This is a genomic window from Niveispirillum sp. FG156 (genome assembly GCF_057809555.1).
Genome location: NZ_JBMDKE010000025.1, coordinates 1 through 24,360, shown reverse-complemented (window position 1 = coordinate 24,360; position 24,360 = coordinate 1). Strand labels below are relative to the sequence as shown.

Sequence of the window (24,360 nt, the reverse complement as noted above, 5' to 3'; positions counted from 1 at the left end):
CCTTCCCTGTTCCGTTCTTGTTGGTTTGGCGCCGTTTGTCAAAGTGCCGGTGGTTTGACGGCCAGATAGACCGTGCTCCAAAGCTGGGCGGCGTTGGATTCCGTCTGATCCCCGCCACCCTGGCCGAAGGGGCGATAGGTGAAGTTGCCATCGCCATAGGCCCAGGACCAGAGTTCCGACGTCCGCTGATCCGCCGGGACGGCACGGATCGCCTGCCACAAGGCACGCTGCGCCGATTGCAGGCGGGTGCGCGTGGCGGTGGGCAGGTTGGTGCGGGCCAGTTGCCGTTCCAGGCCCGCAGCCATCAGGGCCTGCTGCCAGGACCAGATGACGGCACCATGATAGTAGCCGGGGCCGAATTCGGCCCGGATGGGGGCCGGTGCCCAGGCGGCATTGGCGACGACCATGCCGGCATCGGTCATCAGCCCGGCAGGCAGGCGGTGCAGCAGGGGGGCGATGGCACGGTCCAGCGTCGCGGCATCCGGGGTCAGGAACAGCAGGGCAAAGCCCGTGTCGGAATGCATCACGGGCAGGGGCCTGCCGGTATCATCCAGGGCCAGCGCGTCGAAACGCAACGGGCCGGCGGGCAGGGGTGTCGTTGGGATGCCCAGTTCGGCGGCGAAGCGGGTGGTGGCGGCCTGCGCTTCTGTGGCCGGGATGGTGACGGTGAACAGGGCGGGGGCTTTGTCCGCCCAGACCCTTGCCAGGGGTTCGGTCCGTGACAGGTCACGGCTGTAGGGATATATAAGGCCGGATTTGTGCAGGCGGGTGATGGCGGCAAGCGCCGCCGGGGCCAGCACGGCATTGACGGAGTAGGAATAGCGGCCACCGGCCAACCCCTCCTGGCTGTCGCGCCAGTCGCCCACCTTCTGTCCCGCCGGCAGGGGGATCAGGTTGGTGGCGACGGGGTTGGCGGCGAAGGCGGCGGCACGGGCCAGGACGAAGGACAGGTTGCGGGCCAGCAGCGTGCCGTAAGCGTCCCCCGACGGCGTGCGCCGCGCCAGGAACAGCTGGGCGTCGCGGGCGGGGATGCTTTCCAGATAATCGGCCAGGATGGGGGCCAGCATCAGATCATCATCGACCATCTTGTAATCGAAGAGGGGATCGGCGCTGCTGCTGCCCTGTTCCAGGCGATGGCGCAGGACGGCGAACTCGCCCACATCCTCCTCATGCGCGACATCGCCGGTCGGGCTGAGCCGTTCCAGGACAGCGCCCAGCCCGGCCTCGATGGCAGCAGGTTTCAGGACTGGCATCAGCAGGCGCAGGGACATCAGCGTGTCGCGCCCGAAATAGGTGTTGTAAGCCCAGGACCCGGCCATCAGCTTTTCCCGGTAGCTGAGGAAATCCAGCACCTGCCGCGCCTTGGTGTCCGGGGCGGCCTTTTCGGTCAGCAGGTCGGAAAGGGCGATGGGGGTCAGCGGTGTTTCCCCGCTGGCCGCCGTCAGTGTCAGGCGCAGGGCGGGGGCGGGGGTAGTCAGCGTGACGGTGCCGTCGGGATTGGCCTTGGCGGTGCCGTTCAACAGGGTCAGGGCCAGCATAAGGCCGGGGGCGCCGTCCAGACGGTCGCGCTGCCAATGGATGGTGGTGCCATCGATGGTGGGGGTGGTTTCGACCAGGGGCTGGCGCGTGGAGGAGTGCTGAAAGTCCCGCAGGACCCGGATGCTGGAGAGGATCGTCTGACGCAGGGTCAGGGTCTGGGTGGCGATTTCCAGCGTGGTTTTGATGCCGTGCAGTGGGTGGCCCCTGGTGTCCGGGATGGTCAGGGGAGACAGGGCGGTGGCGGTGATCGCCGCCTTGGCATCGGTCCACAGGCCGATCCCGGTATTGCCGGCGGGAAAGGCCACCACGATCCGGCCCGCGCCTGCCACCAGATGGGCGGAAACGGGGCCGTCACGCTGGAACAGGTTCTGATGCTGCCCGGCCGTCAGGTCGAACCGCAGCGCATCCTCCCCCCAGGCGGGACCCGCCAGAAGCAGGGCCAGCAGCGGCAGGGTCTTGCCGAGGCGGGTCAGGCGGGGCATGGGCGGGCTCCGTTGGGGGGGCGGTGGTGGCGGGTTTGCCCTCACCCTCCCGTTGGCTGGCGCCAACGGGCCCCTCCCTCTCCCACCTTCGTGGGTGAGGGGCGAAAGTTGGGGATGAACCTTGTTTCGCCCCTCGCCCGCCTGGCGGGAGAGGGAGGGGCCCGAACGCGATAGCGTTGGGGAGGGTGAGGGAGCGACGGTGGCGGTTTAGAACTTGGTCGCCACCGACATCTTCACGTTACGCCCGAAGATCGGGCGGCCCATGAAGACGCCGCTGGTGTTGGCGCCGCCGATGATGCGGGCATTGCCTTCAGTCAGGCCCAATTCGTCCGTCAGGTTGGTGCCCGACAGCATGACCGTCACGTCATCACCGATATCGGCGGAGATGCCGGCATCGATGGTGTTGAAGCTGGGCAGACGCTGGGCATTTTCCACATCGGCCCAACGTGCGCCGGTATAGTTGTAGCTGGCGAAGAAGCGCAGCTTGCCCCAATCCATGGGCACGTCATAAGAGGGCGAGAAGCTGAACTGGATCTTCGGCTGACGTTGCACCTGATTGCCGCTGTTGGGGCCGAAATCCTTGAACTCGCCCTTCTGGTAATTGCCGCGCAGGGCCAGGTTCAGGTTTTCGACCGGCATGACCATCAGTTCGAATTCCATGCCATAGGCCTTGGAACCGCCGATGCGGGTCAGCTGCGTCTGCGACCCGTCGGGATTGATAATGAACTGCTGGAAGGGCAGGCCTTCAAACTTGTTGTGGAAGAAGGTGACATAGGCGGCGTAATCAGACGTGCGGGTCTTCAGACCGACCTCCTGCTGATCGATCTTCTGCATCTGGTTCTGGCCGTCACGCAGATTGTCGAACTGCGGGAACTTGAAGCCGCTGTTCAGGCGACCGAACACCGACAGATCGCCCGTCAGGTAGTAGTTCACGCCCGCCGTCCAGGAGGTTTCCGTGTTGGAATAATCCAGCGTGCGGAAGGAGCCGTTCAGGACGGAGGTGGCGTTGTTGGCCAGCGTCAGCGGATTGCCGTCCAGGTCCATGGTCGACACGTTTTCCAAGGTCGCATTGACCTTCTGCTTCTCCACACGGCCACCGATATCGATGCGCAGATCCTCGGTCAGGGCCCACTCATCGGCGATGAAGGCGGCCAGGTTCTGACCGTTATAGCTGGCATTCACATCGAAGAAGGAGGTGCCGACGAAGCCGTTGCGGGTGACCTTGGCGCCGTTATTGAGCGTCAGATTGATCAGCTTGGCATTGGGCGTGGCTGTCATCAGGACGTTGTTGCCCAGGTACCAGAGATCCTTGGACGAATAATCAGCGAAATAGGCGCCGATGGTGATGGTGTTGCCGTCGAAGATCTCACGGCTGAAACGGATATCGTCGGTGAAGCTTTCGATATCCTTGTCCACCGACCAGAGGCCGGCCGTGATCACCTGCATATTCAGGTCGGTGATGGCGGCCCCGCCATTGGCGAAGCTGGCAGAACCCGCCGTGGCCGTGCGACCGGCGGCGGCAACGACGGCGGCGTTGGCGTTGGCCGACGCGATCTGACCATTGATGAAGCTGCCCAGGGTCTGCGGGTTGGCACCCGTGAACAGGCCGCGCGTATCGGCCTGACCCTTCAGGTAGTTCATCTTATTGCTAACCGTCCATTCCCCGAAGGTCAGGTCGATCGTGTTGCCGACCACGGCGGCCTTCACGCCACGGCCATCGGCGAAATCACGGCGGATGGTGCCGGGTGTGGCGCCGGGGGTGACCTCCAGCACGACATTGCGCAGCTCATTGCCCAGGAAGGTGCCCTTGCCCGCATCAAAGCCCGGAAACTCCTTGATGGTCTTGCCATTGTTGGAGGAAAGCAGCGGGATGGCCGTGTAGAAGGCGTTCTTGTCGTTGGTGTAACGACCGTAGAAAGTGACCTCGCCGTTTTCCAGGACCTTGGTGATGTTGCCGCTGACCTGACCGCCGCGATCGGCGGGGAATTCGGTATCGCGGATACCGTCCGACGTGCGGTAGAAACCGCCGACCGAGAACAGCAGATCCTTGTCCAAGGCACCCTGGTAATAGGTGTCGAAACGGTACAGCCCCTCATCCCCCACGGTCAGCTTCAGGCTGCCCTCGGGGTCTTCCTTGCCCTTGCGCTGGATGAAGTTGATGGTGGCGCCGGGCTGACCATTGGAGAAGATGGGCGAGGGGCCGCCGCGTAGCACCTCCACCCGCTCCACCGTGTCGTCCAGGCGGAACAGGGTGCTGTTTTCCAGGAAGGAAAGGGTGGGCGGCGGGAACAGGGGGGAGCCGTCCAGCTGTACCGTGATGAAGGGCGCGTCGCCGCCGCCGGGGAAACCACGCACGTCGATATTGGCGCCCGACGTGCCGGACGAGCTTTCAACCCAGACGCCGGGGACGATCTTCAGGAGGTCGGCGGTGCTGGCGGGCTGCTGTTCGGCGATGGCTTCGGCATCGGCGGTGGTGATGGAGAAGCTGGCATCCAGCTTCTTGATACCGTCGGAGCGCGCCACGCCGGTGACGATGATTTCTTCCAGCAGGCCACCCTGCTGGGCGTCCTGTGCCTGGGCAGCACCGATGGCGGGCAGCAGCAGGGCCGCGAAGGCAGCGCCCGTCAGCAGCTTCTTGTCAAACTTAGTCATAGGGACCTCCCGTATGAGCATCACCCGGATGCTTCTTGATTGATGGGCTGTGCTTGTTTTTCCGTCCGGGCGACGCATCCCCCCTCTCGGGATGGCGCCCGGATTGTCATGCCGGGCGGACGAAACGGTCCAGCCGGAATTCGCGTATATGGCCGATGACCTCATCGGCCTCGGTCAGGATGGCGGGATCACCGATACCCAGCGCCGGCATGCCGGCTGCTTTGATGGCGGTGATCCCGGCCATGCTGTCCTCCACGCCCAGGCACGCGGGCGGGGAGACATCCAGAGCCTTGGCCACGGACAGGAAAATGTCAGGGGCGGGCTTGGGATTGGGGATGGCACCCGCATCGGCGACATGGTCGAACAGGTCGATGATGCCCAGGCGCGTCAAAAGGGTGGGGGCGTTACGGCTGGCCGACGCCACGCCCAGCTTCAGCCCGGCGGCTTTGGCGGCCAGCAGCAGGTCGCGCACGCCGTCGAACAAATCGTCGGGGCTGAACCTTGCGATCAGGTCCTGGTAATAGCCGTTCTTCCGCGATGCGGCGTCCAGCTTCTCCGCGTCGGTCAGGGTGATGGCAGAGCCGGCCAGGATGCGTTCCAGGCTGCCCATGCGGTCGATGCCCTTCAGCGCCTCGTTCTTTTCGCGGTCGAAGGGCACGCCCAACTCATCCGCCAGACGCTGCCAGGCCTGATAATGGCCCTCTGCGGTATCGGTCAGAACGCCGTCCAGGTCGAAGATGATGGCCTTGACCGGGGCGGGAAACGGGCTGTGGGCGATGGCGGTATCCTGACCCGGCGTCAGGGTGACGGGGGCGCCCTGGTGATGGATGGTCAGGGCATCGCCCGACAGCAGGCGGTAGGTGGTGCCCACCTGATCGACCGTCACCCGCAGGCGTCTTCCTTGCCAATTAATGCCGAAGCCATAGCGGGTCCAGCCGGGGGGCAGGATGGGGGCAAAGCGGGCGATGCCACCCTGCCAGCGCAGGCCGCCGAAGCCCCAGGCGATGCCCAGCCAGCTTCCGGCCATGGCCGCCATATGCACGCCATGGCTGGCATTGCCATGCAGGTCATCCAGGTCGATACGGGCTGTTTCGGTAAAGTAACGAATGGCCTTTTCACTGTCGCCCAGCTCTGCGGCCAGGATGCCGTAGCTGCTGGGTGACAGGGTGCTGTCATGGACTGTTACGGCTTCGTAATAATCGAAATTGCGGCGTTTCAGGGCGGGGCTGAACCGGTCGCCGGCCAGCAGCATGGCCAGCACGACATCGGCCTGTTTGCACACCTGATGGCGATAGATGGAAAGCGGGTGATAGTGCAGCAACAGCGGATATTTGTCGGCGGGCGTATCGGCGAAGGGCCAGACGGGCTTGGACAGGAAGTCGTCATCCTGCGGGCTGACGCCCAAATCGGGGTCGGTGGGCAGGTACATGCTATCCGCCGCCCGCTGCCACAGGGCCACTTCGGCATCGGTCAGGCCGATGCGGGTGGCGAGGGTGGACAGGGCACCGGGCGCGTCGGTGGACATGCGGCGATAGAGATCGGCGGCATGGGCCAGATGGGCGGCGGCCATGGCGTTGGTGTAGAAATTATTGTTCACCAGCGCGGTGTACTCGTCCGGTCCCGTCACCTCATGAATGGTGAAGGCCCCGCCCTTGCGGGCGTTGAAATGCCCCACCTGCGGCCAGATGCGGGCCGTTTCAAACAGCATCTCGGCGGCATGGGCGTAAAGAAAGGCGCTGTCGCCGGTCGCTTCCTCGTAAAGCCGGGCGGCAAAGGCGATGTCGGCATTGATATGGTACTGCGCCGACCCGCTGGGGTAGTGCGCCGAACATTCATCGCCGGCGATGGTGCGCCAGGGGAACAGGGCGCCGGTACTGTGCCCCATGCCGCGCGCATGGGCGCGGGCGCGGTCCAGCCGGCCGATCCGGTATTCCAGCATGCGCCGCGCCAGTTGCGGGGCGGTGAAGGCCAGCACGGGCAGGATGAAGGTTTCCGTGTCCCAGAAATAATGGCCCTCATAGCCTTCCCCCGTCAGGCCCTTGGCCGCGATGGAGGTGGCGCCGTCACGGCCCGTGGACTGGTACAGGTGGAACAGGTTGAAGCGGATGGCCTGCTGCAGGCCCGCATCGCCATCAATCACCACATCGGCATCGGCCCAGAAGCGGGCCAGATCATCGGCCTGTTCCTGTGCGATCACGTCCCAGCCGGCGGCAAGCGCAGCGGCCAGGGTGGCCCCGGCATCGGCAAACAGGGCGGCGACATCACCATCATGATCGGCCCAGGCATAGGCGGCGAACTTTACCAGTTCGATCCCGGTACCCGGCGTCAGGTCGGCATGGAAGGCCTGACTGATGCTGTCGAGCGTCAGGAAGGGTTGATCGGATGCCAGGCCGTGACCAGACACGTGATCCTGCCGCAGCAGGCAGGTCCGGCGCGACAGGCGGGCCGTCTGCCGCAGGGCGGTGGGGATGCCATCCTCCACCACCGGGAAACTGTCCACCCCGCCGGCCCCCAGCGAGACACCGATGCGCGGATCATCGCCCTGCCCCTCCGCCCGGCGGCCCCAACGCAGATCCGACAGCAGGGTGACGGGGCCGGTATAGTCCAGGGAACGGATGGTCAGGCGCAGGGCCAGCAGGCCGGGGCGTGAAAGGCTGACCAGACGGTCGGTGGTGATCTCCACCGCTCCACCCTTTGCCGTATAGCGCATGGAGGTGCGGAAACGGCCCGTGGACAGGTCCAGCTCGCGGACAAGGCCGGCATCCGGTGTCAGGGTGACGGTTTCCCCGTCCAGCACGATCCGCACATGCTTGGCATCGGCCACGGGCACGCGGGTATCGGTGGAAAGCGCAAAACCGGTGAATTTCTCGTGATAATGGATCGGTGCCTGTTCGAAGAAGGCCGCCAGAAAGGCACCATCGCTGGCGCTGTCCACCCCGTCGATGCCGCCGCGCACGCCCAGCGCGCCATTGGCCAGTGCGAACAGGCTTTCGTCACGCGCCGCGGTTTCCGGATTGAACCCGGCAACCCGGATGGTCCAGCCATCCCCGGCATCGGCACGCACATCTCCTGCGCGGACGTGAGATGCTCTCTCCGCCACGGCAAACCTCCCCAAGATACGCTTGATCCGCCGCCATGATGCGGTGGTTGGTCCTTAAGCTAACATCAATGTTATCGATGTCAAGATATCGATGTCATTTTTCTGACTACGTATGGGGCGGGGGTTCGGGCCTATGCGATTGGGTGTTGCCAAACCCTTGGAAAAAATCGCCTTCCATGCCAATGTCGGCTTCCCTGCCCGTCACCCGCCGAAAGCCAGATGATCAAGCCCGCAGCCGCCCGCGGACCCGAGATTGAAGCCAAGGCCGCGCCCGCCGGCCGCTTGACCATGGCCGACCTGGCGGAATTGGCGCAGGTATCGAAGATCACGGTGTCACGCGCCCTGCGCGACAGCCCGACGGTGAAGCCCGATACGCGGGCCAAGATCCAGGCCCTGGCCAAGGAACATGGCTACAAGCTGAACCTGTCGGCGCGCAGCCTGCGCCTGCAACGGTCCAACAGCGTGGCCGTGGTGGTGGAGATGAAGCCCAGCCCCGACCGGCCCCTGTCCGACCCGTTCCCCATGGCGCTGATGGGCGGCATCTGCCAGGAACTGACCAGCATCGGCTATGCCGTCGTCCTGACCACCCGCGACGGGGTGCATATGCCGGCGGTGCAGACGGCAGACGGCATCATCCTGCTGGGCCAGGGCAGCCATGACGAGGCGGCGGTGCAACTGGCCGACAGCGACGTGCCCCTGGTCGTCTGGGGTGCCGAGGCGCCGGAGCATGATTATGTGACGGTCGGGTCGGACAACCGGCAGGGCGGGGCGCTGGCCGCTGACCGTTTCCTGTCCATGGGCCGCCGGCGCGGCCTTTTTCTGGGCGACACCAGCCACGCCGAGATTGCACAGCGCCATGACGGCTTCCGCGACGCCCTGGCCACTGGTGGCGGACACTTAGTGGGCGGCATTTCCTGCCCGTTCAGCATCGCGGCGGGGTCGGCGGCGATTGCCCGGTGGATCGATGAGGGCGGGGCCGCGTTCGACTGTCTGCTGGCCGCCAGCGACCTTCTGGCCATCGGCGCGCTGCAGGCCTTGCAGGAACGCGGCATTCCCGTGCCGGAGCGGATTTCCGTGATCGGTTACGACGATACGCCCCTGGGGGCCTGCCTGACACCGCCGCTTTCGTCGGTCCATCAGGATTGGCAGGCGGGTGGCGAACTGCTGGCGCGGCGCATCCTGTCCCTGATCAATGGGGAGGAAGTGGCATCGGTCAGCCTTCCCGCTCGGCTGGTGGTTCGGGGGACTTGATTGTGCGCCCTCAGGCGCCGGGCGCCGACATCCGTCGGCTTGGCTTACGCGACCATGAGGTCGCGGGCCGGCAGTCGCCGGCCTGAAGCATAAGGCCTTAGTTGGCGTATGAATTGCTTGTACAGGGTCAGGGTGCCGGGAATTCCTTGTGCCCTGGGAATTATTTGCCGCCCGGAGTCCGCCCATGCCCAGCCTGAAGACCGTCCTTGATGCCGCCATCGCCGCTGGTGAGCCGGTCGCGGACGAAATGGAACTGTTCCGCACCGTCCTGAACGATGCGGGCATGATCTTTGGCGGTGAACGGGTGACCAATGGGTCCACCGACACGGTGGTGATGGTGGATGACCGGCTGGACAGCTGGTCCGATTACCGCACCGTGGCGGTCAAGGACCTGAAGAACATGTACCGGAATTTGCAGGCGGGCGAGATTCTGCATTTCTTCTGGAACAACGGCACCATCGTGGAGCCGCACAGCGTCATCATCTATGCCGTCGACAAGACCACGGGCACCATTACCGCCTTTGACAATGAAGGGACAGGCAATGCGCCGCGCCTGTTCAGCCTGCAGGTGGAGATGATCCAGGGGCCGGTGCAGATCCAGACCTTTGACAACAGCACCGCCGAGCGGCTGCGCGGTGATATCAAGGACCGGTTCGAGAATTATATCGATGGCGGCGACGGCAATGACACGATCGATGGCGGCCTGGGCAATGATACCCTGATCGGCGGATCGGGCGATGACAGCCTGATCGGCGGCTATGGCAATGACAGTCTGGTAGGGGGACAGGGCAATGATACCCTGATCGCCACCGCCGGCGATGATGTGCTGGTCGGCGGCCTGGGCCTGGACAGGCTGATTGCCGGGTCGGGGTCGGACCGGTTCGTCTTCTCCCGCGTGTCCGAAACGCGCCTGGAATCCACCCTGACCTTCAACGGCATGGATACGCTGGTCGGTATCGATTTCGGCGGCAATGGCGTGGCGCTGGCCGACAGCGTGGAGCTGCCGTTTGCGGTCACCTCCGTGGCGTCGGGCGGGGTGCTGCGGGCCACGGGCAATTCCTTCTACGCCGCCATGAACTTCCTGTTCGCGAAGGGACAGCCGCTTTATGAAAATAACCGGGCCGGCCTGTTCAGCTATCTGGGTGAGGTCTATCTGGTGGTTTCCGGGCCGGGGCGCAGCAGCAACCTGGGGGCTGATGACTTCATCTTCCGGGTGCAGGGCTTCGCCGGCATCCTCGATACGTCCGACTTCGGCTATTCCTATGAAACGGTGGATAGTACGGGTCGGGTGACGGTCAACACCACGGCCGCCACCTTCACCCTGACCGCCACGCAGAACAATCTGCTGTATCTGGGCACCAGCAATTTCAATGGCACGGGCAACAGCCTGGACAATTCCATCACCGGCGGTATCGGCAATGACACGCTGGATGGCGGTGCGGGTGCCGATACGCTGACCGGTGGGGCCGGCAACGACACCTATGTCGTCGACAACCTTGGCGATGTCATCAATGAGGCGGCGGGTGCAGGCACCGATACGGTGCGAACCAGCCTCGCCACCTATACGTTGCTGACCGATTTCGAGAATTTGCAGTATACGGGGGCCGGCAACTTCACCGGCCTTGGCAATGTCGCCGATAACAGCATCCGGGGCGGGGGTGGCGATGACACGCTGACCGGGCTGGCCGGCAATGACACGCTGGATGGCGGGTCGGGCGCCGACAGCATGACGGGCGGTGTCGGCAACGACACCTATGTCGTCGATGATGCCGGTGACGTGATCGTTGAGCTGGCGGGTGAAGGGGCCGATATCGTCAATTCCCGCCTGGCATCCTATACGCTGGCCGCCGATCTGGAGCATCTGGCCTTTATCGGTATCGGCGACTTCGCCGGCACGGGTAATGCCGCGGCCAATTCCATCACGGGCGGGGCGGGTGCCGATACGCTGGATGGTGGGGCCGGTGATGACACGCTGGATGGCGGTGCGGGAATTGACCAACTGACCGGCGGGGCCGGCAACGATGTCTATATCGTCAATGCCGGCAGCGATACTATCACCGAACTGGCCGGCGAAGGGACGGATACCGTCCGCACCTCCCTGGCCAGCTTCACCCTGGCCGCCGAGGTGGAGAACCTGAGCTATACGGGGACGGCCGCCTTCACCGGCACGGGCAATGACAGCGCCAACCTGATCTCTGGCGGGACCGGCAATGACACCCTGACAGGTGGGGCGGGCAATGACAGCCTGGATGGCGGCGGCGGCAGCGACCGCATGATCGGCGGGACCGGCGACGATACCTATATCGTCGACGCGGCCACGGATGTGGTGGTCGAGGCGGCGGGCGAGGGGACGGATACGGTTCGTACCAGTCTGGCCAGTCTGACGCTGGCGGCCAATGTCGAGGTGATGACCTTTACGGGCGGCGGCAATTTCGCGGGCACCGGCAATGCGCTGGACAACACCATCACGGGCGGCGGCGGCGATGACGTGCTGGATGGCGGGGCCGGCAGCGACAGCATGACCGGCGGGCTGGGCAATGATGTCTATGTCGTCGATGCCACCACGGATGTGGTGGTGGAACTGGCCGGTGAGGGGACGGACACGATCCGCACCGATCTGGCCAGCCTGACCCTGGTCGCCAATGTCGAGAACCTGACCTATACGGGCACGGGCACCTTCACGGGCACCGGTAACGCGCTGGCCAATGTCATCACGGGCGGGGCCGGTGCTGACACCCTGACGGGTGGCGGCGGGGCGGATACGCTGACCGGCGGGCTGGGGGGCGACAGTTTCGTACTGGCCGCCGCAGCCGACAGCCCGGTGGCGACCCCCGTCACCATCAGCGATTTCGTGGCGGCGCAGGGCGACCGGATCGACCTGACCGCCATCGACGCCAACAGCACCACAGCGGGCGACGATGCCTTTACCTTCATCGGCACGGCGGCCTTCAGCAATGTCGCCGGGCAGTTGCGCATCCAGGTGGTGGGCGCTGATCTGCAGGTGCTGGGCGACGTGGATGGCGACGGCAATGCCGATTTCGCCATCATCCTGACGGGCGTCGGGACCCTGGCGGCGGGGTCGGTCGGGCTATAACGGCGTCAGGCGCTGCGCAGGTCGGCGTCTGTAAGGGGGTTGGCCACTTCCACACGGTTGCGGCCATTGCGCTTGGCACAATAAAGCGCACTGTCGGCAGCCTTCAGCAGGGTTGGCCAGTCATGGCCATGGGTGCCGTACCAGGCGACGCCGAAACTGGCGGCCACGGCCACGGGGCCACTGCTGCTGCTGATGTCCAGCCCCTCCAGCGAGCGGCGCAGCCGTTCCGCCATATCCACGGCGCCGTCACCGGTCACGTCGGGCAGCAGCAGACAGAATTCCTCGCCCCCCAACCGGGCGACGGCATCGACAGGCCGCAGCAGGGTGCCGGCGGCATTCACCACGCCCACCAGGGTGGCGTCGCCCACAACATGGCCGTGCGTGTCGTTCAACAGCTTGAAATGATCCAGGTCGAAGGTGGCCAGCGCGAAGCCGCCGCCTTCGCGCATCACGCGGGTCCGTTCCTGTTCCAGGCGGGCCTGCAGCGCCCGGCGGTTCAAGGCCCCGGTCAGCGGGTCGGTTGCGGCTTGATGCACCAAATGTTCCTGCATGCGGCCCACGATCATCCAGACCAGACCCAGCGCGTGGCAGGTCAGCAGGAAGGTGCCGCCCAGCATGGAGACAGGCATCATGGAAATGGCGACCCGCGTGTCGAACCCTGTGCCGATGATGAACAGGGCGCGTGTCAGGCTGACCAGCGCCCAAAGCGCATGCAGCACCGCCAATGTCAGTGCCGCCGGGCGCATCGCCCCGCTGGCATGGCGGCGCAGCAGCAGGAAGTTGAAAGCGCTGATCACGCCCTGTGCCGTGACGGTCGCGGTCATCACGTATCCCGGCTCCTCCAGCGCCAACGACATGACGAGGCAGAAGCCAACCACCAGCAGGAAGAAGGCCAGACCATAGGGTTCCGGCCGGCCCGGCAGGCGCAGGAAGCGGTAAAAGCCCAGGCTGGTCAGCAGGGTGCCGCCAATGGCGAAGAAGAAGCCGGGCAGGGACGACCGCTGAAACGGGTCCAGCATGGAGAAGTAAAGAAGGACGAATCCGACCGCGTAACAGGCCTGGCCCAAGGCCCAATGGCCGATGCCCGCCAGATCGGGATGATAGCGTCGGATAAAGCGCAGGACGAACGCCGCCACACCCGTGACGACGGCATTCGCAATGAAGATCGAGGCCAGATCCAGGGCCGGCAGCATTACTGAACCCATGTTGTTCGCCTTAATGCTACACCTTTCCGGTTATCCGGCAATGGGTAAGCAGAAAGAATACGTGCGTATGGGGTTTGGCGCATCCATTCCTGCAAGGGGAACGGGCAAGGAGAGGCCGGATCAGATGCCGCGTTCGATGCGCCCCACATAGGAATTGATCAGCTGACGAATCAGCGTCGGCGCGGCGCGCAACAGTTCCTCAAACCGCTGGCGCTGGATCACCTCGCACACGGTCAGGTCCACGGCGGTCACCGTGGCGGCGCGGTTGGCATCGCGCAGCAGGGCCATTTCACCGAAGACGGCGCCGGCCCCGGCATGGCCCAGCACCATGGATTGACCGTCAGGCGTTTCGCGGGTGATCTCCACCAGACCCGACTGGATCAGATAGGCGCAGTGCGCCTCATCCCCCCGGCGGAATATGGTGCGGCCCGGCGCGAATGTGTCACGGCGCAGCAACTTGTGCGTGCGTTCCGACACGATGGGATCATCGCTGAAGATCGGGTCGCCATTATCGGTGGGAATGCCGTTCAGGGCGCGCAACGTGCGGACCAGCGAATGCAGCACGAACCGCACCAGCGGCGGGGCCGCACGCAGCTGCTTCACGAACACCTCGCGCGAAATGACGATCAGTCGCGTCGGCTCCATCGTGGCGATACAGGCCGAACGCGGGGCGTTGTCGATCAGCCCCATCTCCCCCGCAATCTCGCCCGGACCCAGCGTGGCCAGCCGGTTCTTGACACCATTGACGGCGCGGAAAACCTCCACCCGGCCGGCGGTGATCAGGAAGGCATCGCCCGACCAGTCCCCCTCCTTGATCAGCAACTTGCCGGGGGCGACATTGATCTCATCCAATTCCGGTATCCTGCACGGTTTGCGGTCGGGCGGAGCATGCCCGTGGAATATTGAATATTCATTTACGTTTTCGGCAGGTGTGACGGCAAGCACGGGATTGCCGCTTTTCCTGCGTCACCATGGCGGTGGGCTGTTGCCCTTTTCCAATCCTTGGCTGAAAGTGCGGGTCGGCAAGAGGGCGGCGGATCACCAGGACATGAGCGACGACAGCTTCTTTGTGCGGTTCTGGGGCGTGCGCGGCAGCATCGCCACCACGGGTGCGGACACGCTGCGCTATGGCGGCAATACCACGTGTCTGGAAATGCGCTGCGGCCCGCACCTGCTGATCTTTGACGCGGGAACGGGCATCCGGCTGCTGGGCGACGCGCTGGAAGATGGGGGCGATCCGGTCACGGCGGACCTGTTCTTCACCCACACCCATATCGATCATGTTGTGGGCTTCCCGTTCTTCGCCCCCTTTCATGACAAGCGCAGCCGCATCAGCCTGTGGGAAGGGCATCTGGGGCCGGACCTGACCCTGGGGCAGGTTTTGGGCAGCCTGATGGCCGCACCTTTGTTCCCGGTGCCGCTGCGCGGGCTGGAACGCTGCATGGATTATCGCAAGTTCACGGGCGGTCAGGTGTTGGAGCCGCGGCCCGGCCTGATCGTGCGGACCTGTCCCCTGAACCATCCCAACGGGGCCACGGGATACCGGGTGGATTATCAGGGCAGGTCCATTTGCCTGATCACCGATACCGAGCATCCGGCGCAGGGCCGGGACGAGACCATCGCCGATCTGGTGCGCGGGGCCGATGTCATGATTTATGACGCCAGCTACAGCGATGCCGAATATGCCCACCATGTCGGCTGGGGCCATTCCACCTGGGAAGAGGCGCTGCGTCTGGCCGATCATGCCGGGGTGCGGCATCCGGTGATTTTCCACCATAGTCCGGAACGCACCGACGCCGATCTGGACGTCATCGCCGCGCAGGCCCGCGCCTGCCATCCCGGCGCCCTGGTGGCGCGTGAAGGGCAGGTGATCACACCGGATGGCGAGTTGGTGCGCTGAACCAAGCAAAGCCGGCACGCAGCAGGCGAGTAACTACCGATGCGTGTGTACAGCCCAACGGACAGGTGTATTTCTTCTTGGCTGCTCGCCTTGGTTAATGCCCGCTGCCCGCGCAGTTAATGCATAAACGACTGGCAAGACCTGCCCCCTTCGGCTTAAAACTTAAACGAAGCATCAAAGCGTTGGGGTCATATGCGTCGTCGGCTGGCAATTATGGGAATGGTTGCCGTGATGGCGCCTGCCACTGCGCATGCGCAGGCGGCACCATCGCGCCTGCCCGGTGCCGTGGAGCCGGGGCGGCCCACGGTTCCCGCCCCGCTGGAGGAGATGCGCAAGGCGCCCAAAGCGCAGCTGCAATTTTCCATCCCGGCACAGCGCAAGGGCGCACCCGCCGCCGGTGCCAATGACCTGCGCTTCACCCTGACCCGCGTGGCGGTGGAAGGCGCGTCGGTCTTTGACCCGCAGACGGAATTTGCCGGGGATATAAGGGCCGCCATCGCCAAGCCCGTGACCCTAGCCGATATCTCGGCGCTGGCCGACCGTATCCAGGCCCGGTATCTGGCTCTTGGTTTCGGCCTGACCCGCGTGTTCGTGCCGGCGCAGGAGATCAAGGACCAGACCATCAGCATCCGCGTGATCGAAGGCCATCTGGAGCGGGTGCGCGTGGAAGGCGGCGGTCCGCGTGAACGGGCGCGGGTGGAGGCGCGGCTGGCCGATGCCGTGGCGGCGCGACCGGCGCGGGTCGAGCTGATCGAAAGCGGGCTGCTGCTGGTCGATGATCTGCCGGGGGTGAATGTCACGGGGCTGGTGCGGCCCGGCGACAGTTTCGGCGCGGCGGAACTGCTGGTCGGGTATAGCGAAACGCCCTATGCGCTGGTGGCCGGCATCGGCAACCGGGGATCGGATTTCGCAGGCCCCTGGTCGGCCTTTGTCGATGTGGCGGCCAATTCGACCCTGGGCTGGGGGGAGCAGCTGGGCCTGACCCTGTCGGCCACGCCGCAGATCAAGGAACAAAGGTCGGTCAATGGCCGCTGGGTGCAGCCGCTGGACGGCAGCGGCCTGAGCCTGACCAGCAATGCCAATTACAGCCGGGGGCGGCCCGGTGCGGCACTGAAGCCGTTTGCGGTGGCGACCGAGGGCTATGGCATGGGCCAACGCCTGTCGCTGCCCCTGATCCGGTCACGGGCGCGGAACCTGACCATTGAAACCGGGTGGAACGCGCAGAAGGCGATGGTGGAACTGCTGGCCCTGCCCTTCAGCCGGGACCAGTGGCGTAGTGTCGATGCGCGCATCAGCTACAGCCAGTTGCGATTTGCAGGCGGCGACCTGTTTGCGCAGGCAGGATTGACCCAGGGGCTGAACGTGGCGGGTGCCACGGGGCGGGGCGACCGTGACGCGTCGCGTCTGCGGCCCAACCCCTGGTATTCTAAATTCACTGCGGAAATGGCCTATGGGCGCCGCCTGTTCGCCGATATCGGCGCCACCCTGACGGTGGCGGGGCAATACACGCCCGACACCCTGCTGGCCGGTGAGGAATTCACCCTGGGCGGCAGCCGGTTCGGGCGCGGCTATAATGGCGGGGACCTGTCGGGGCCGAACGGGGTGGGGGGCGGCCTGGAGCTGCGCCGGTCGTTCAATCCGGGGATCGAACGGGTGGACGGGTTCACGCTATATGGCTTTGTCGATGGTGGCCGCGTCTGGGACAGTGTGGCGGCCAATACGCACCTGCTGTCGGCGGGCGGCGGGGTGCGGCTGGGGCTGTTCGCCAAGGCCAACCTGTCGGCGGAACTGGCGCGCACCCTGCGGTCGCTGCCCATTCCGGGGGCGGAAGGACGGGATACGCGCCTGTTCATCGATCTGACGGTTCAGCTTTAGGGGGGATGGGATGCAGGGCGCGCGGCGGCAGGGGACGGGCCAGAAGCGGTGGGGGCGCGGTTTTCGCGCCCTGACGCTGGCATCCGTCTTCACCCTGCCGGCGGCGGCGCAATCCCCGCAGGGCGGCACCGTCGTGGTGGGCGGGGCGGGGATCAGCGCCCAGGGCACCCAGACCCTGATCAACCAGACCAGTGACCGCGCCCTGATCGACTGGCGCAGTTTTGATATCGGGGCGGGGCAGTCGGTGGCCGTGACGCAGCCGGGGGCGGGATCGCTGCTGGTCAATCGCGTGATCGGTCACGGGTCCGGCACGCGGATTGACGGCAACCTGACGGCCAATGGCCAGGTTGTGGTGATCGACAAGGCCGGGATCGTGGTGGGGCGGGGCGCGCGCATTGATGCCGGTGCCTTCCTGGCCACGACGGCGGATATCGACAATGCCGATTTTGCCGCCGGGCGCCTGACCTTCGGCAAGGCGGGGCAGGCCGGGGCGGCGGTGGTGAATGAGGGCACCATCCGCGTGGCCGATGGCGGTTATGCCGTGCTGGCGGCACCGGAGGTTCGCAATAGCGGACTGATCGAGGCGCGGTTTGGCCGGGTCGTTCTGGCCGGGGCGGAGCGGTTCACGCTGGATCTGGCCGGCGATGGCCTGCTGCGGTTTGAAATCCCGGCGGAACTGGCGGGACGGGTCCTGAATGATGGGACCATTACCGGTGCCCAGGTCCTGATGACGGCGCGGGCGGCGCGCGATGGGCTGGCCGGCGTGGTCAATGCCGGGGGTCTGGTGGAGGCGACGGCAGCGCGGGAGGTGGATGGCCGCATCATCATCGGCGGGGAAGGGGTGGAGACGGAGGTTTCCGGCACCGTCCACGCCGCGGGCGGGTCCATCGATGTGCTGGGCGACAAGGTCACGCTGACCGGGGCGATTGTCGATGCGTCGGGCCCGGTTGATGGCGGATCGGTGCGCATCGGCGGGGATTTCCAGGGCGGGGGCGATCTGCACCGGTCGCAGGCGACCCGCATCGATGCTGGCAGCCGGGTGATGGCCGATGGCGCGGCGGGCGATGGCGGGCGCATCATCATCTGGTCCGATGGGCGCACGGTGCATGAAGGGGCCGTCAGCGCGCGGGGCGCGGTCGATGGCGGCTTTGCCGAAGTGTCGGGCAAGGGCAGCCTGCGCTTTGCCGGCACCGCCGATCTGGCCGGCGGGGCGGGCGGCAAGGCCGGTGAATTGCTGCTGGACCCGGCCAACATCACCATCGGCGGCACGCCCAACCTGAATGGCGACGGCACAACCGGCGATGATCTGGAAAATGCCGGCGATCTGGACAATGTGGGTGATCAGGGGGCGGTCAACAGTGTGATCACCGCCGGGGCCATCGAGACCCTGTTGAACAGCGGCACCAGCGTCACGCTTGCGGCCAGTGACGATATCAATATCAACAGTTCCATCGCCAAGTCGGGCGGTTTTGGAGCCACCCTGACGCTGAATGCCGGGCAGGATATCAGCTTTGCCAGCGGCATCGGGGTCAGTTCCAGCAGCGGTACCCTGTCCATGAGTTTCAATGCCGGTCGGTCGTTTCAGGCCACGGGCGGCAGTTTCAGCAGCAATGGCGGCAGCATCACCGTGACCGCCACGGGAACCGGGGCCACGACGGGCGTCAACCTGTCGGGGGCCGGTTTCAGCACGGGGTCGGGCGCCCTGACCCTGACCGGTACGGGCAGCGCCACGGGCGTGCTGCTGGCGGGCAACAGCACGCTGTCGAGCGGTAATGGCGCCATTACCGTGACCGGTACGGGTGCGTTTGGCGTGGATTTTGCCTATGGCACGGTTTCAGCCGGCGCCGGTTCGGTGAGTATCACTGGTACGGCCAATGGCAGCGGCGCCGGGTCCGTCGGTATCCGACTGGATGGCAGCAGCGGCGGCGGGATCAGCAACACATCGGGCACCGTCGGCCTGACCGGGACCGGCAGCAGCAGCGGGACGGGCACGGCCAATCATGGCGTGCTGGTCATGGGCGGGTTCGGCGTGACGTCGGGCAGCGGCAAGACGACCGTGACGGCGACGGAGGGGGCGGGCAGTGTCGGCCTGCTGTTCAGCGGCAGCGGTAATGTCGGCGGGGCCAGCAGCAGCCAGGCGGGCGATGTCGAACTGCGTGCCGACAGCATGTACCTGACGGGCGCCAGCATCCGGTCGGCGGGCCGCGTCACCCTGCGTACCCGCAGCAACAGCGGCAATCTGGTCATCGGCGGCACGGATGACAGTGCCGGGCTGGCCCTGTCCACGGCGGAACTGGGCACGGTTACCGCCGGCACCCTGGCCCTTGGCCATGCACAGCATACGGGTACGGTCAGCGTGACGGCCAACCCGTCCACGACCGGCATCGGCGCGTTCGAGCTGATCAGCGGCAGCCTGACCATTGGCAGTTCCATCGCCAGCCTGTTGCAGACCTTCCTGGACGCCGGCAAGAACGCCCTGGCCGAGGCAGGCGTGGGCGACATTACCGTCAGCAATTCCATCGCCAAATCGGCGGGCGGGGATGCCACCCTGACCCTGCGCGCGGCCCAGGACCTGACCTTCAATTCCGGGATCGGGGCCGGCTCCAGCACGGGCAAGCTGAATGTCGATGCCATTGCCGGATATGGGGGCAGCAGCGGCACCCTGACGGCGGGCAATGGCAGCTTTACTAGCAATGGCGGCGATATCAGCCTGCGCGGGCGCGACAATCTGGTGCTGAACAGCACGACTGTGTCGGCGGGGGCGGGGACCATTATCCTGGCCGGCGGCGATATCGCCCTGTCCAGCACCAGCATCACCAGCACAGGCCGCGTGCAGCTGCGCCCCTTCGCCACGGGCGGGCAGATGGATGTGGGGGCCACGGGCGCGGGGTCGGGCAAGGCCCATGTATCGCAGACGGAGATCGACCAGATCAGCGCCGGCGTCGTCCGCCTGGGTGCGCTGGATGGCGGCAATCTGGTGATCAGCAGTGGCTTAAGCTACGCCCACAGCGATACGGTCGAACTGGCCAGTGCCGGGACCGTCACGCAGAGTGCCGATATCAATGTGACCAACCTGTCGCTGCTGGGCACCGGCGGAAATTATACGCTGACCCGGTCGGGCAACAGTGTGACGACGCTGGCCGGCAATACCGGATCGGTGGATTTCCGCAGCACAGATGCGCTGAGTGTCGGGACCGTGGCCGGGACGACGGGCCTGACCTTCACCGGCAATGCCAGCCTTTATGCTGCTGCAAGCCTGATCACACTGGGGCAGGCCGCCACCTATGCCGGGTCGGGGACGGGTACACTGACCCTGTCCAGCGACATTGATGTGACCGTGTCGGCCAATGTCGGCGTGTCGGGGTCGGGCAAGGTCAATATCGTGCTGGCCGCCGATGGCAATGAGAGCGGATCAGCGGGCCGTGTGGCCATCAGCGGCGCCACCCTGTCCAGCAATGGTGGCAACATCACCATCGGCAGCGGTTCGACGCCGGCCAGCCGCGCAGCGGAGGGCAAGGCCGATACCGGCATCGGGGTGAATATCACCTCCAGCACGCTGAACAGCGGGGCGGGCGGCACTATCCTGATCAATGGTGACGGCGCGCCATCCGGTACCAATTCTGGGACCGGCATCGGCATCAATGTCAGCGCCAGCAGCCTGATTGCCGCCGGGGCCGGGACCATCACGCTGAACGGGGCCGGGGGCACGGGCAATACGCTGACCAGCGGCATCGCCATCGGCAATGGCAGCACCATCCGCAGCGCCAGCGGGGCCATCGCCCTGAACGGGGCGCAGGCGGGGTCGGGGACCAATCGGTATGGCATCCTGCTGCGCGATGATCCGGGCACGCGCAGCGCCATCTACAGCACGGGTGGCGGCGCGCTGGGCCTGACGGCCACGGGGACCAATGGCTTGATTGCGGCCAATGGTGGGTCGTCGGACAGCAGCCGGGCCTATATCGGCTGGGACGGAACAACCGCCTATGCCGGGACCGTTACCCTGACCGCCGACCGCATGACCCTGACCAGCGGGACGGGTGCGGCGGCGATCAGCATCGGCGGGACGGGCAACCTTATCCTGCGGCCCAACAGTACATCTGCCAGCATCGGCGTGGGTGACGGGGCGGCGTCCAGCGATCTGGAACTGGGCCAGACGGAACTGGACAGCCTCCGCGCCGGGTTCAGCAGCGTCACGGTGGGGCGGTCGGACGGGACGGGGGCGATCAGCGTTTCCGGGGCCGCGTTCAAGGACAATACCAGCCTGATCAGCAATAATGGCGCCATTACCATCAGCGGTGCCCTGTCCACGGGCAGCGGGGCGGATGCGGGTAGCCTGTCGGCCAATACCAAGGGCTTGCTGACCGTCAGTGCGGCCATCAGCACGCAGAACCAGGACATCACCCTGAATGCCGACCGGTTGAACCTGACCGGGTCGGTGGATGCCGGGACGGCGACGGCCACCCTGACGACATCCACCGCCGGGCGGGGGATCGATCTGGGCTCCGCCACGGACAGCGGCAGCGGGCTGGAGATTTCGTCGGCGGAACTGAACCGCGTGACGGCGGGGACCATCCGCATCGGGTCGGCCAGCGCCGGGGCGATCAGCGTGACGGGGGCCATTGCGCCCACGGGCAGCAGCACATTGCATTTGCGCAGCGGGGCGGGGATTGGGCAGACAGGCGCGATTACCGTCGCCAATCTGGCCGTGACGGCGGGCGGGGCGGTGGCGCTGTCGGGTGTGAACAATGCCGTCACGAGTTTTGCGGCTACGACCGGCAGCAGCAATGGCGCCGTCGCCCTTCGCGATGATACGGGCTTTGCCATCGGCACGGTGGATGGGGTGGCGGGGGTGAATGCCGGGACGGGCAATCTGACCCTGACCAGCACGGGGAGTGTGACGCAGAGTGCGGCCATTACGGCGTCGGGCCTGTCGCTGAACGGGGCGGGTGGTGCCTATACGCTGGCCCATGCGTCCAACGCCGTCAGTACGGTGGCGGCCAATACCGGTTCCGTCGATGTCGGCCTGTCGGGGGCGGTCAGTATCGGCACCATCGGGTCGGTGGCGGGGGTGACGGCGACGGGGACCGTGAAGCTGACCAGTGGCGGCAACCTAACCCTGGCATCGGGGGCCAGTGTAGCCGCCAATGGCAGCGGCGATGCCCTGATCCTGGCCGCCAACGGCACCTTCACCAACAGCGCGGGGTCCAGCGCCCTGTCGGTGGCGGGCGGGGGCCGGTTCCTGGTCTTCTCCAACAGTCCGCTGACCAGCAGCACGGGCGGTATCTCGGCCCTGCCGCTCTATAACCGCAGCTTCAGCTTCAGCGACCGTACTTATACGGCGGTGTCCAACAGCGGCAGCCGGTTCGTCTATGGCTATACCCCCACCCTGACGGTGACGCCCGATAGCGTCAGCCGGGTCTATACCGGGTCCACCATCACGGGCCTGACCTATACGATCACCGGACTGGTCACGGGTGACGCTTTGGGAAATGCCGTCAGCGGCACCGGTGTCATTACCGGGGCGGGGCGGAATGTCGGCACCTATACCCTGACGGCGGGGGCAGGCACGCTGGCGTCGGACCTGGGCTATGGGTTCAGTTACGGCACCGGCACCCTGACGGTGACCAAGAAATCCCTGACCTATTCCATCACCAACAGCAGCAGCACCTATGGCACGACGGCGACCGGCGGGACCGTGACGCTGGGTGGGCTGGTGGATGGGGACGGGGTGACGGGGACCGTCACCACCTATCGCGGGACCGATGAGGTGACCCTGGCCCCGCGCACCGCCGTGGGCAGCCTGACGCAGAAGGTGACGGCGATTGCCGGCAGCGATGTCGGCAATTATGAGTTGGCGGCATCGGGCCACACCGACGGCACCCTGACCATCGCGGCCAAGGAACTGACCTACAGCGTCGGCGCGGTCAATTCCATCTATGGCACGCGGGCGACGCTGGGCACCGCCACCCTGACCGGGGTGGTGAATGGGGATGATGTGACGGCCAGTGTCAGCCTGTCAGGCGCGACCCTGTCGGATCGGCTGTCGGCGGGGACCTATGATCAGACGGTGACGCTGGGCGGCGGCGATGTCAGCAATTACCGGCTGGCCAATAGTGGCAGCAGCGCTGGCACCCTGACGGTGGCGCGCAAATCGGTGAATTTCAGCATCGCCAATGTTGCCAGCACCTATGGCACCCTGGCTGTGCTGGGCACGCCCAGCCTGACGGGCGTTCTGTCGGGGGATGATGTCAGCGGTGCCGTGACGCTGGTGTCCGGCACCCTGTCGGACCGGTTGAAGGTCGGGACCTATGACCTGACCCTGACGGCGCTGGGTGGCGGGTCGGCATCGAACTATGTGCTGGCCGGGTCGGGCAACAGCAATGGCGTGCTGACCATCGCGGCCAAGGCCCTGACGGCCAGCGTGGCATCGGTCACCGCCACCTATGGCCAGAATGCGGCCACGGGGGCGGTCACCCTGACCGGTCTGCTGGCCGGCGATGATGTGAAGGCCGATGTCAGCGTGGAAGGGGCCGGCGGCGCCGTCACGCCGGGACCGAAACTGGGTGCGGGTAGCTATACCCAGCGTATCAACGGCCTGACCGGTGCCGATGCTGGCAATTATGTGATGGAAGGCGGGCAGGGGGCGACAGGCACCCTGACCGTCAATCCCGCCGCGTTGACCGTGACAGCGAACAGCCTGACGCGGGTCTATGGTACGGATGATCCAGCGCTGACCTATAGCGTGACCGGTCTTGTCAATGGTGATGGTTTGACGGGTGGACTGACGCGGGCGGCGGGGCGGAACGTCGACGCCTATGCCATCGGTCAGGGCAGCCTGTCGGCGGGCGCGAACTATACGCTGAGCTTCACGGGTGGGACGCTGACCATCACGCCCGCTGTCCTGACCGTGACGGCGGCCTCTGGAACCAAGGTTTACGGGAGCGATGACCCGGCCATGGCCTACAGCGTGTCCGGTCTGGTAGCGGGGGACAGTGTGTCGGGTGCCCTGACGCGGGCGGCGGGCCGGGATGTCGGCACCTATGCGATCAGCCAGGGCAGCCTGTCGGCGGGGGCGAACTATACGCTGAGCTTCACGGGTGGGACGCTGACCATCACGCCCGCCGCCCTGACGGTGACGGCGGCCTCTGGAACCAAAGTTTACGGTACTGATGACCCGGCCCTGGCCTACAGCGTGTCCGGTCTGGTGGCGGGGGACAGTGTGTCGGGTGCCCTGACGCGGGCGGCGGGCCGGGATGTCGGCA

The 24,360-nt window shown here is 65.8% G+C and carries 10 protein-coding genes; 5 read left to right on the top strand and 5 right to left on the bottom strand.

The features are described 5' to 3' along the window. Positions 1–38: 38 nt before the first annotated feature. From ACODSP_RS16715 to pgmB, 3 genes are all read right to left on the bottom strand, one after another. Positions 39–2,021, bottom strand: a complete 1,983-nt coding sequence (locus ACODSP_RS16715) for a hypothetical protein (RefSeq protein ID WP_488966696.1) — start codon at positions 2,019–2,021, stop codon at positions 39–41. A 207-nt stretch (positions 2,022–2,228) separates the two neighbouring features. Continuing rightward, a complete protein-coding gene (locus ACODSP_RS16710) occupies positions 2,229–4,673 on the bottom strand; it encodes a TonB-dependent receptor (protein ID WP_488966695.1) in 2,445 nt (814 codons plus the stop codon). Between the two features lie 106 nt (positions 4,674–4,779). Next, positions 4,780–7,737 carry a beta-phosphoglucomutase gene (gene pgmB, locus ACODSP_RS16705; RefSeq protein ID WP_488966694.1) on the bottom strand — a complete coding sequence of 986 codons (2,958 nt, stop codon included), beginning with the start codon at positions 7,735–7,737 and terminating at the stop codon, positions 4,780–4,782. A 255-nt stretch (positions 7,738–7,992) separates the two neighbouring features. On the opposite strand from pgmB, the gene ACODSP_RS16700 reads away from it, so the two are divergent. Both ACODSP_RS16700 and ACODSP_RS16695 read left to right on the top strand, forming a co-directional pair. Then, entirely contained in the window at positions 7,993–9,024 is a 1,032-nt protein-coding gene (locus ACODSP_RS16700; protein ID WP_488966693.1) for a substrate-binding domain-containing protein, read from the top strand. Between the two features lie 184 nt (positions 9,025–9,208). Next, positions 9,209–12,118, top strand: coding sequence for a hypothetical protein (locus tag ACODSP_RS16695; RefSeq protein WP_488966692.1), 2,910 nt, complete (start codon positions 9,209–9,211; stop codon positions 12,116–12,118). Positions 12,119–12,123: 5 nt separating this feature from the next. Here the strand turns inward: ACODSP_RS16695 and ACODSP_RS16690 are convergent, their stop codons facing one another. Next, positions 12,124–13,323, bottom strand: a complete 1,200-nt coding sequence (locus ACODSP_RS16690; RefSeq protein ID WP_488966691.1) for a GGDEF domain-containing protein — start codon at positions 13,321–13,323, stop codon at positions 12,124–12,126. A gap of 120 nt (positions 13,324–13,443) precedes the next feature. Beyond that, entirely contained in the window at positions 13,444–14,175 is a 732-nt protein-coding gene (locus ACODSP_RS16685; RefSeq protein WP_488966690.1) for a cyclic nucleotide-binding domain-containing protein, read from the bottom strand. A gap of 196 nt (positions 14,176–14,371) precedes the next feature. Here ACODSP_RS16685 and ACODSP_RS16680 point away from each other — a divergent pair, with 196 nt between their 5' ends. The 3 genes from ACODSP_RS16680 to ACODSP_RS16670 all read left to right on the top strand — a co-directional run. Then, a complete protein-coding gene (locus tag ACODSP_RS16680) occupies positions 14,372–15,223 on the top strand; it encodes an MBL fold metallo-hydrolase (protein ID WP_488966689.1) in 852 nt (283 codons plus the stop codon). A 231-nt stretch (positions 15,224–15,454) separates the two neighbouring features. Continuing rightward, positions 15,455–17,098: a ShlB/FhaC/HecB family hemolysin secretion/activation protein gene (locus ACODSP_RS16675; protein ID WP_488966688.1), complete on the top strand. Its 1,644-nt coding sequence runs from the start codon at positions 15,455–15,457 to the stop codon at positions 17,096–17,098. A 10-nt stretch (positions 17,099–17,108) separates the two neighbouring features. Then, positions 17,109–24,360: MBG domain-containing protein (locus ACODSP_RS16670; protein ID WP_488966687.1), on the top strand; the 7,252-nt coding region annotated here is incomplete at its 3' end.

What these genes read in the sequence shown, in the direction of transcription:
- ACODSP_RS16715 (WP_488966696.1), bottom strand. Translation starts at nt 2,021, where the DNA reads ATGCCCCGCCTGACCCGCCTCGGCAAGACCCTGCCGCTGCTGGCCCTG.
- ACODSP_RS16710 (WP_488966695.1), bottom strand. Translation starts at nt 4,673, where the DNA reads ATGACTAAGTTTGACAAGAAGCTGCTGACGGGCGCTGCCTTCGCGGCC.
- ACODSP_RS16700 (WP_488966693.1), top strand. Translation starts at nt 7,993, where the DNA reads ATGATCAAGCCCGCAGCCGCCCGCGGACCCGAGATTGAAGCCAAGGCC.
- ACODSP_RS16695 (WP_488966692.1), top strand. Translation starts at nt 9,209, where the DNA reads ATGCCCAGCCTGAAGACCGTCCTTGATGCCGCCATCGCCGCTGGTGAG.
- ACODSP_RS16690 (WP_488966691.1), bottom strand. Translation starts at nt 13,323, where the DNA reads ATGGGTTCAGTAATGCTGCCGGCCCTGGATCTGGCCTCGATCTTCATT.
- ACODSP_RS16680 (WP_488966689.1), top strand. Translation starts at nt 14,372, where the DNA reads ATGAGCGACGACAGCTTCTTTGTGCGGTTCTGGGGCGTGCGCGGCAGC.
- ACODSP_RS16675 (WP_488966688.1), top strand. Translation starts at nt 15,455, where the DNA reads ATGGCGCCTGCCACTGCGCATGCGCAGGCGGCACCATCGCGCCTGCCC.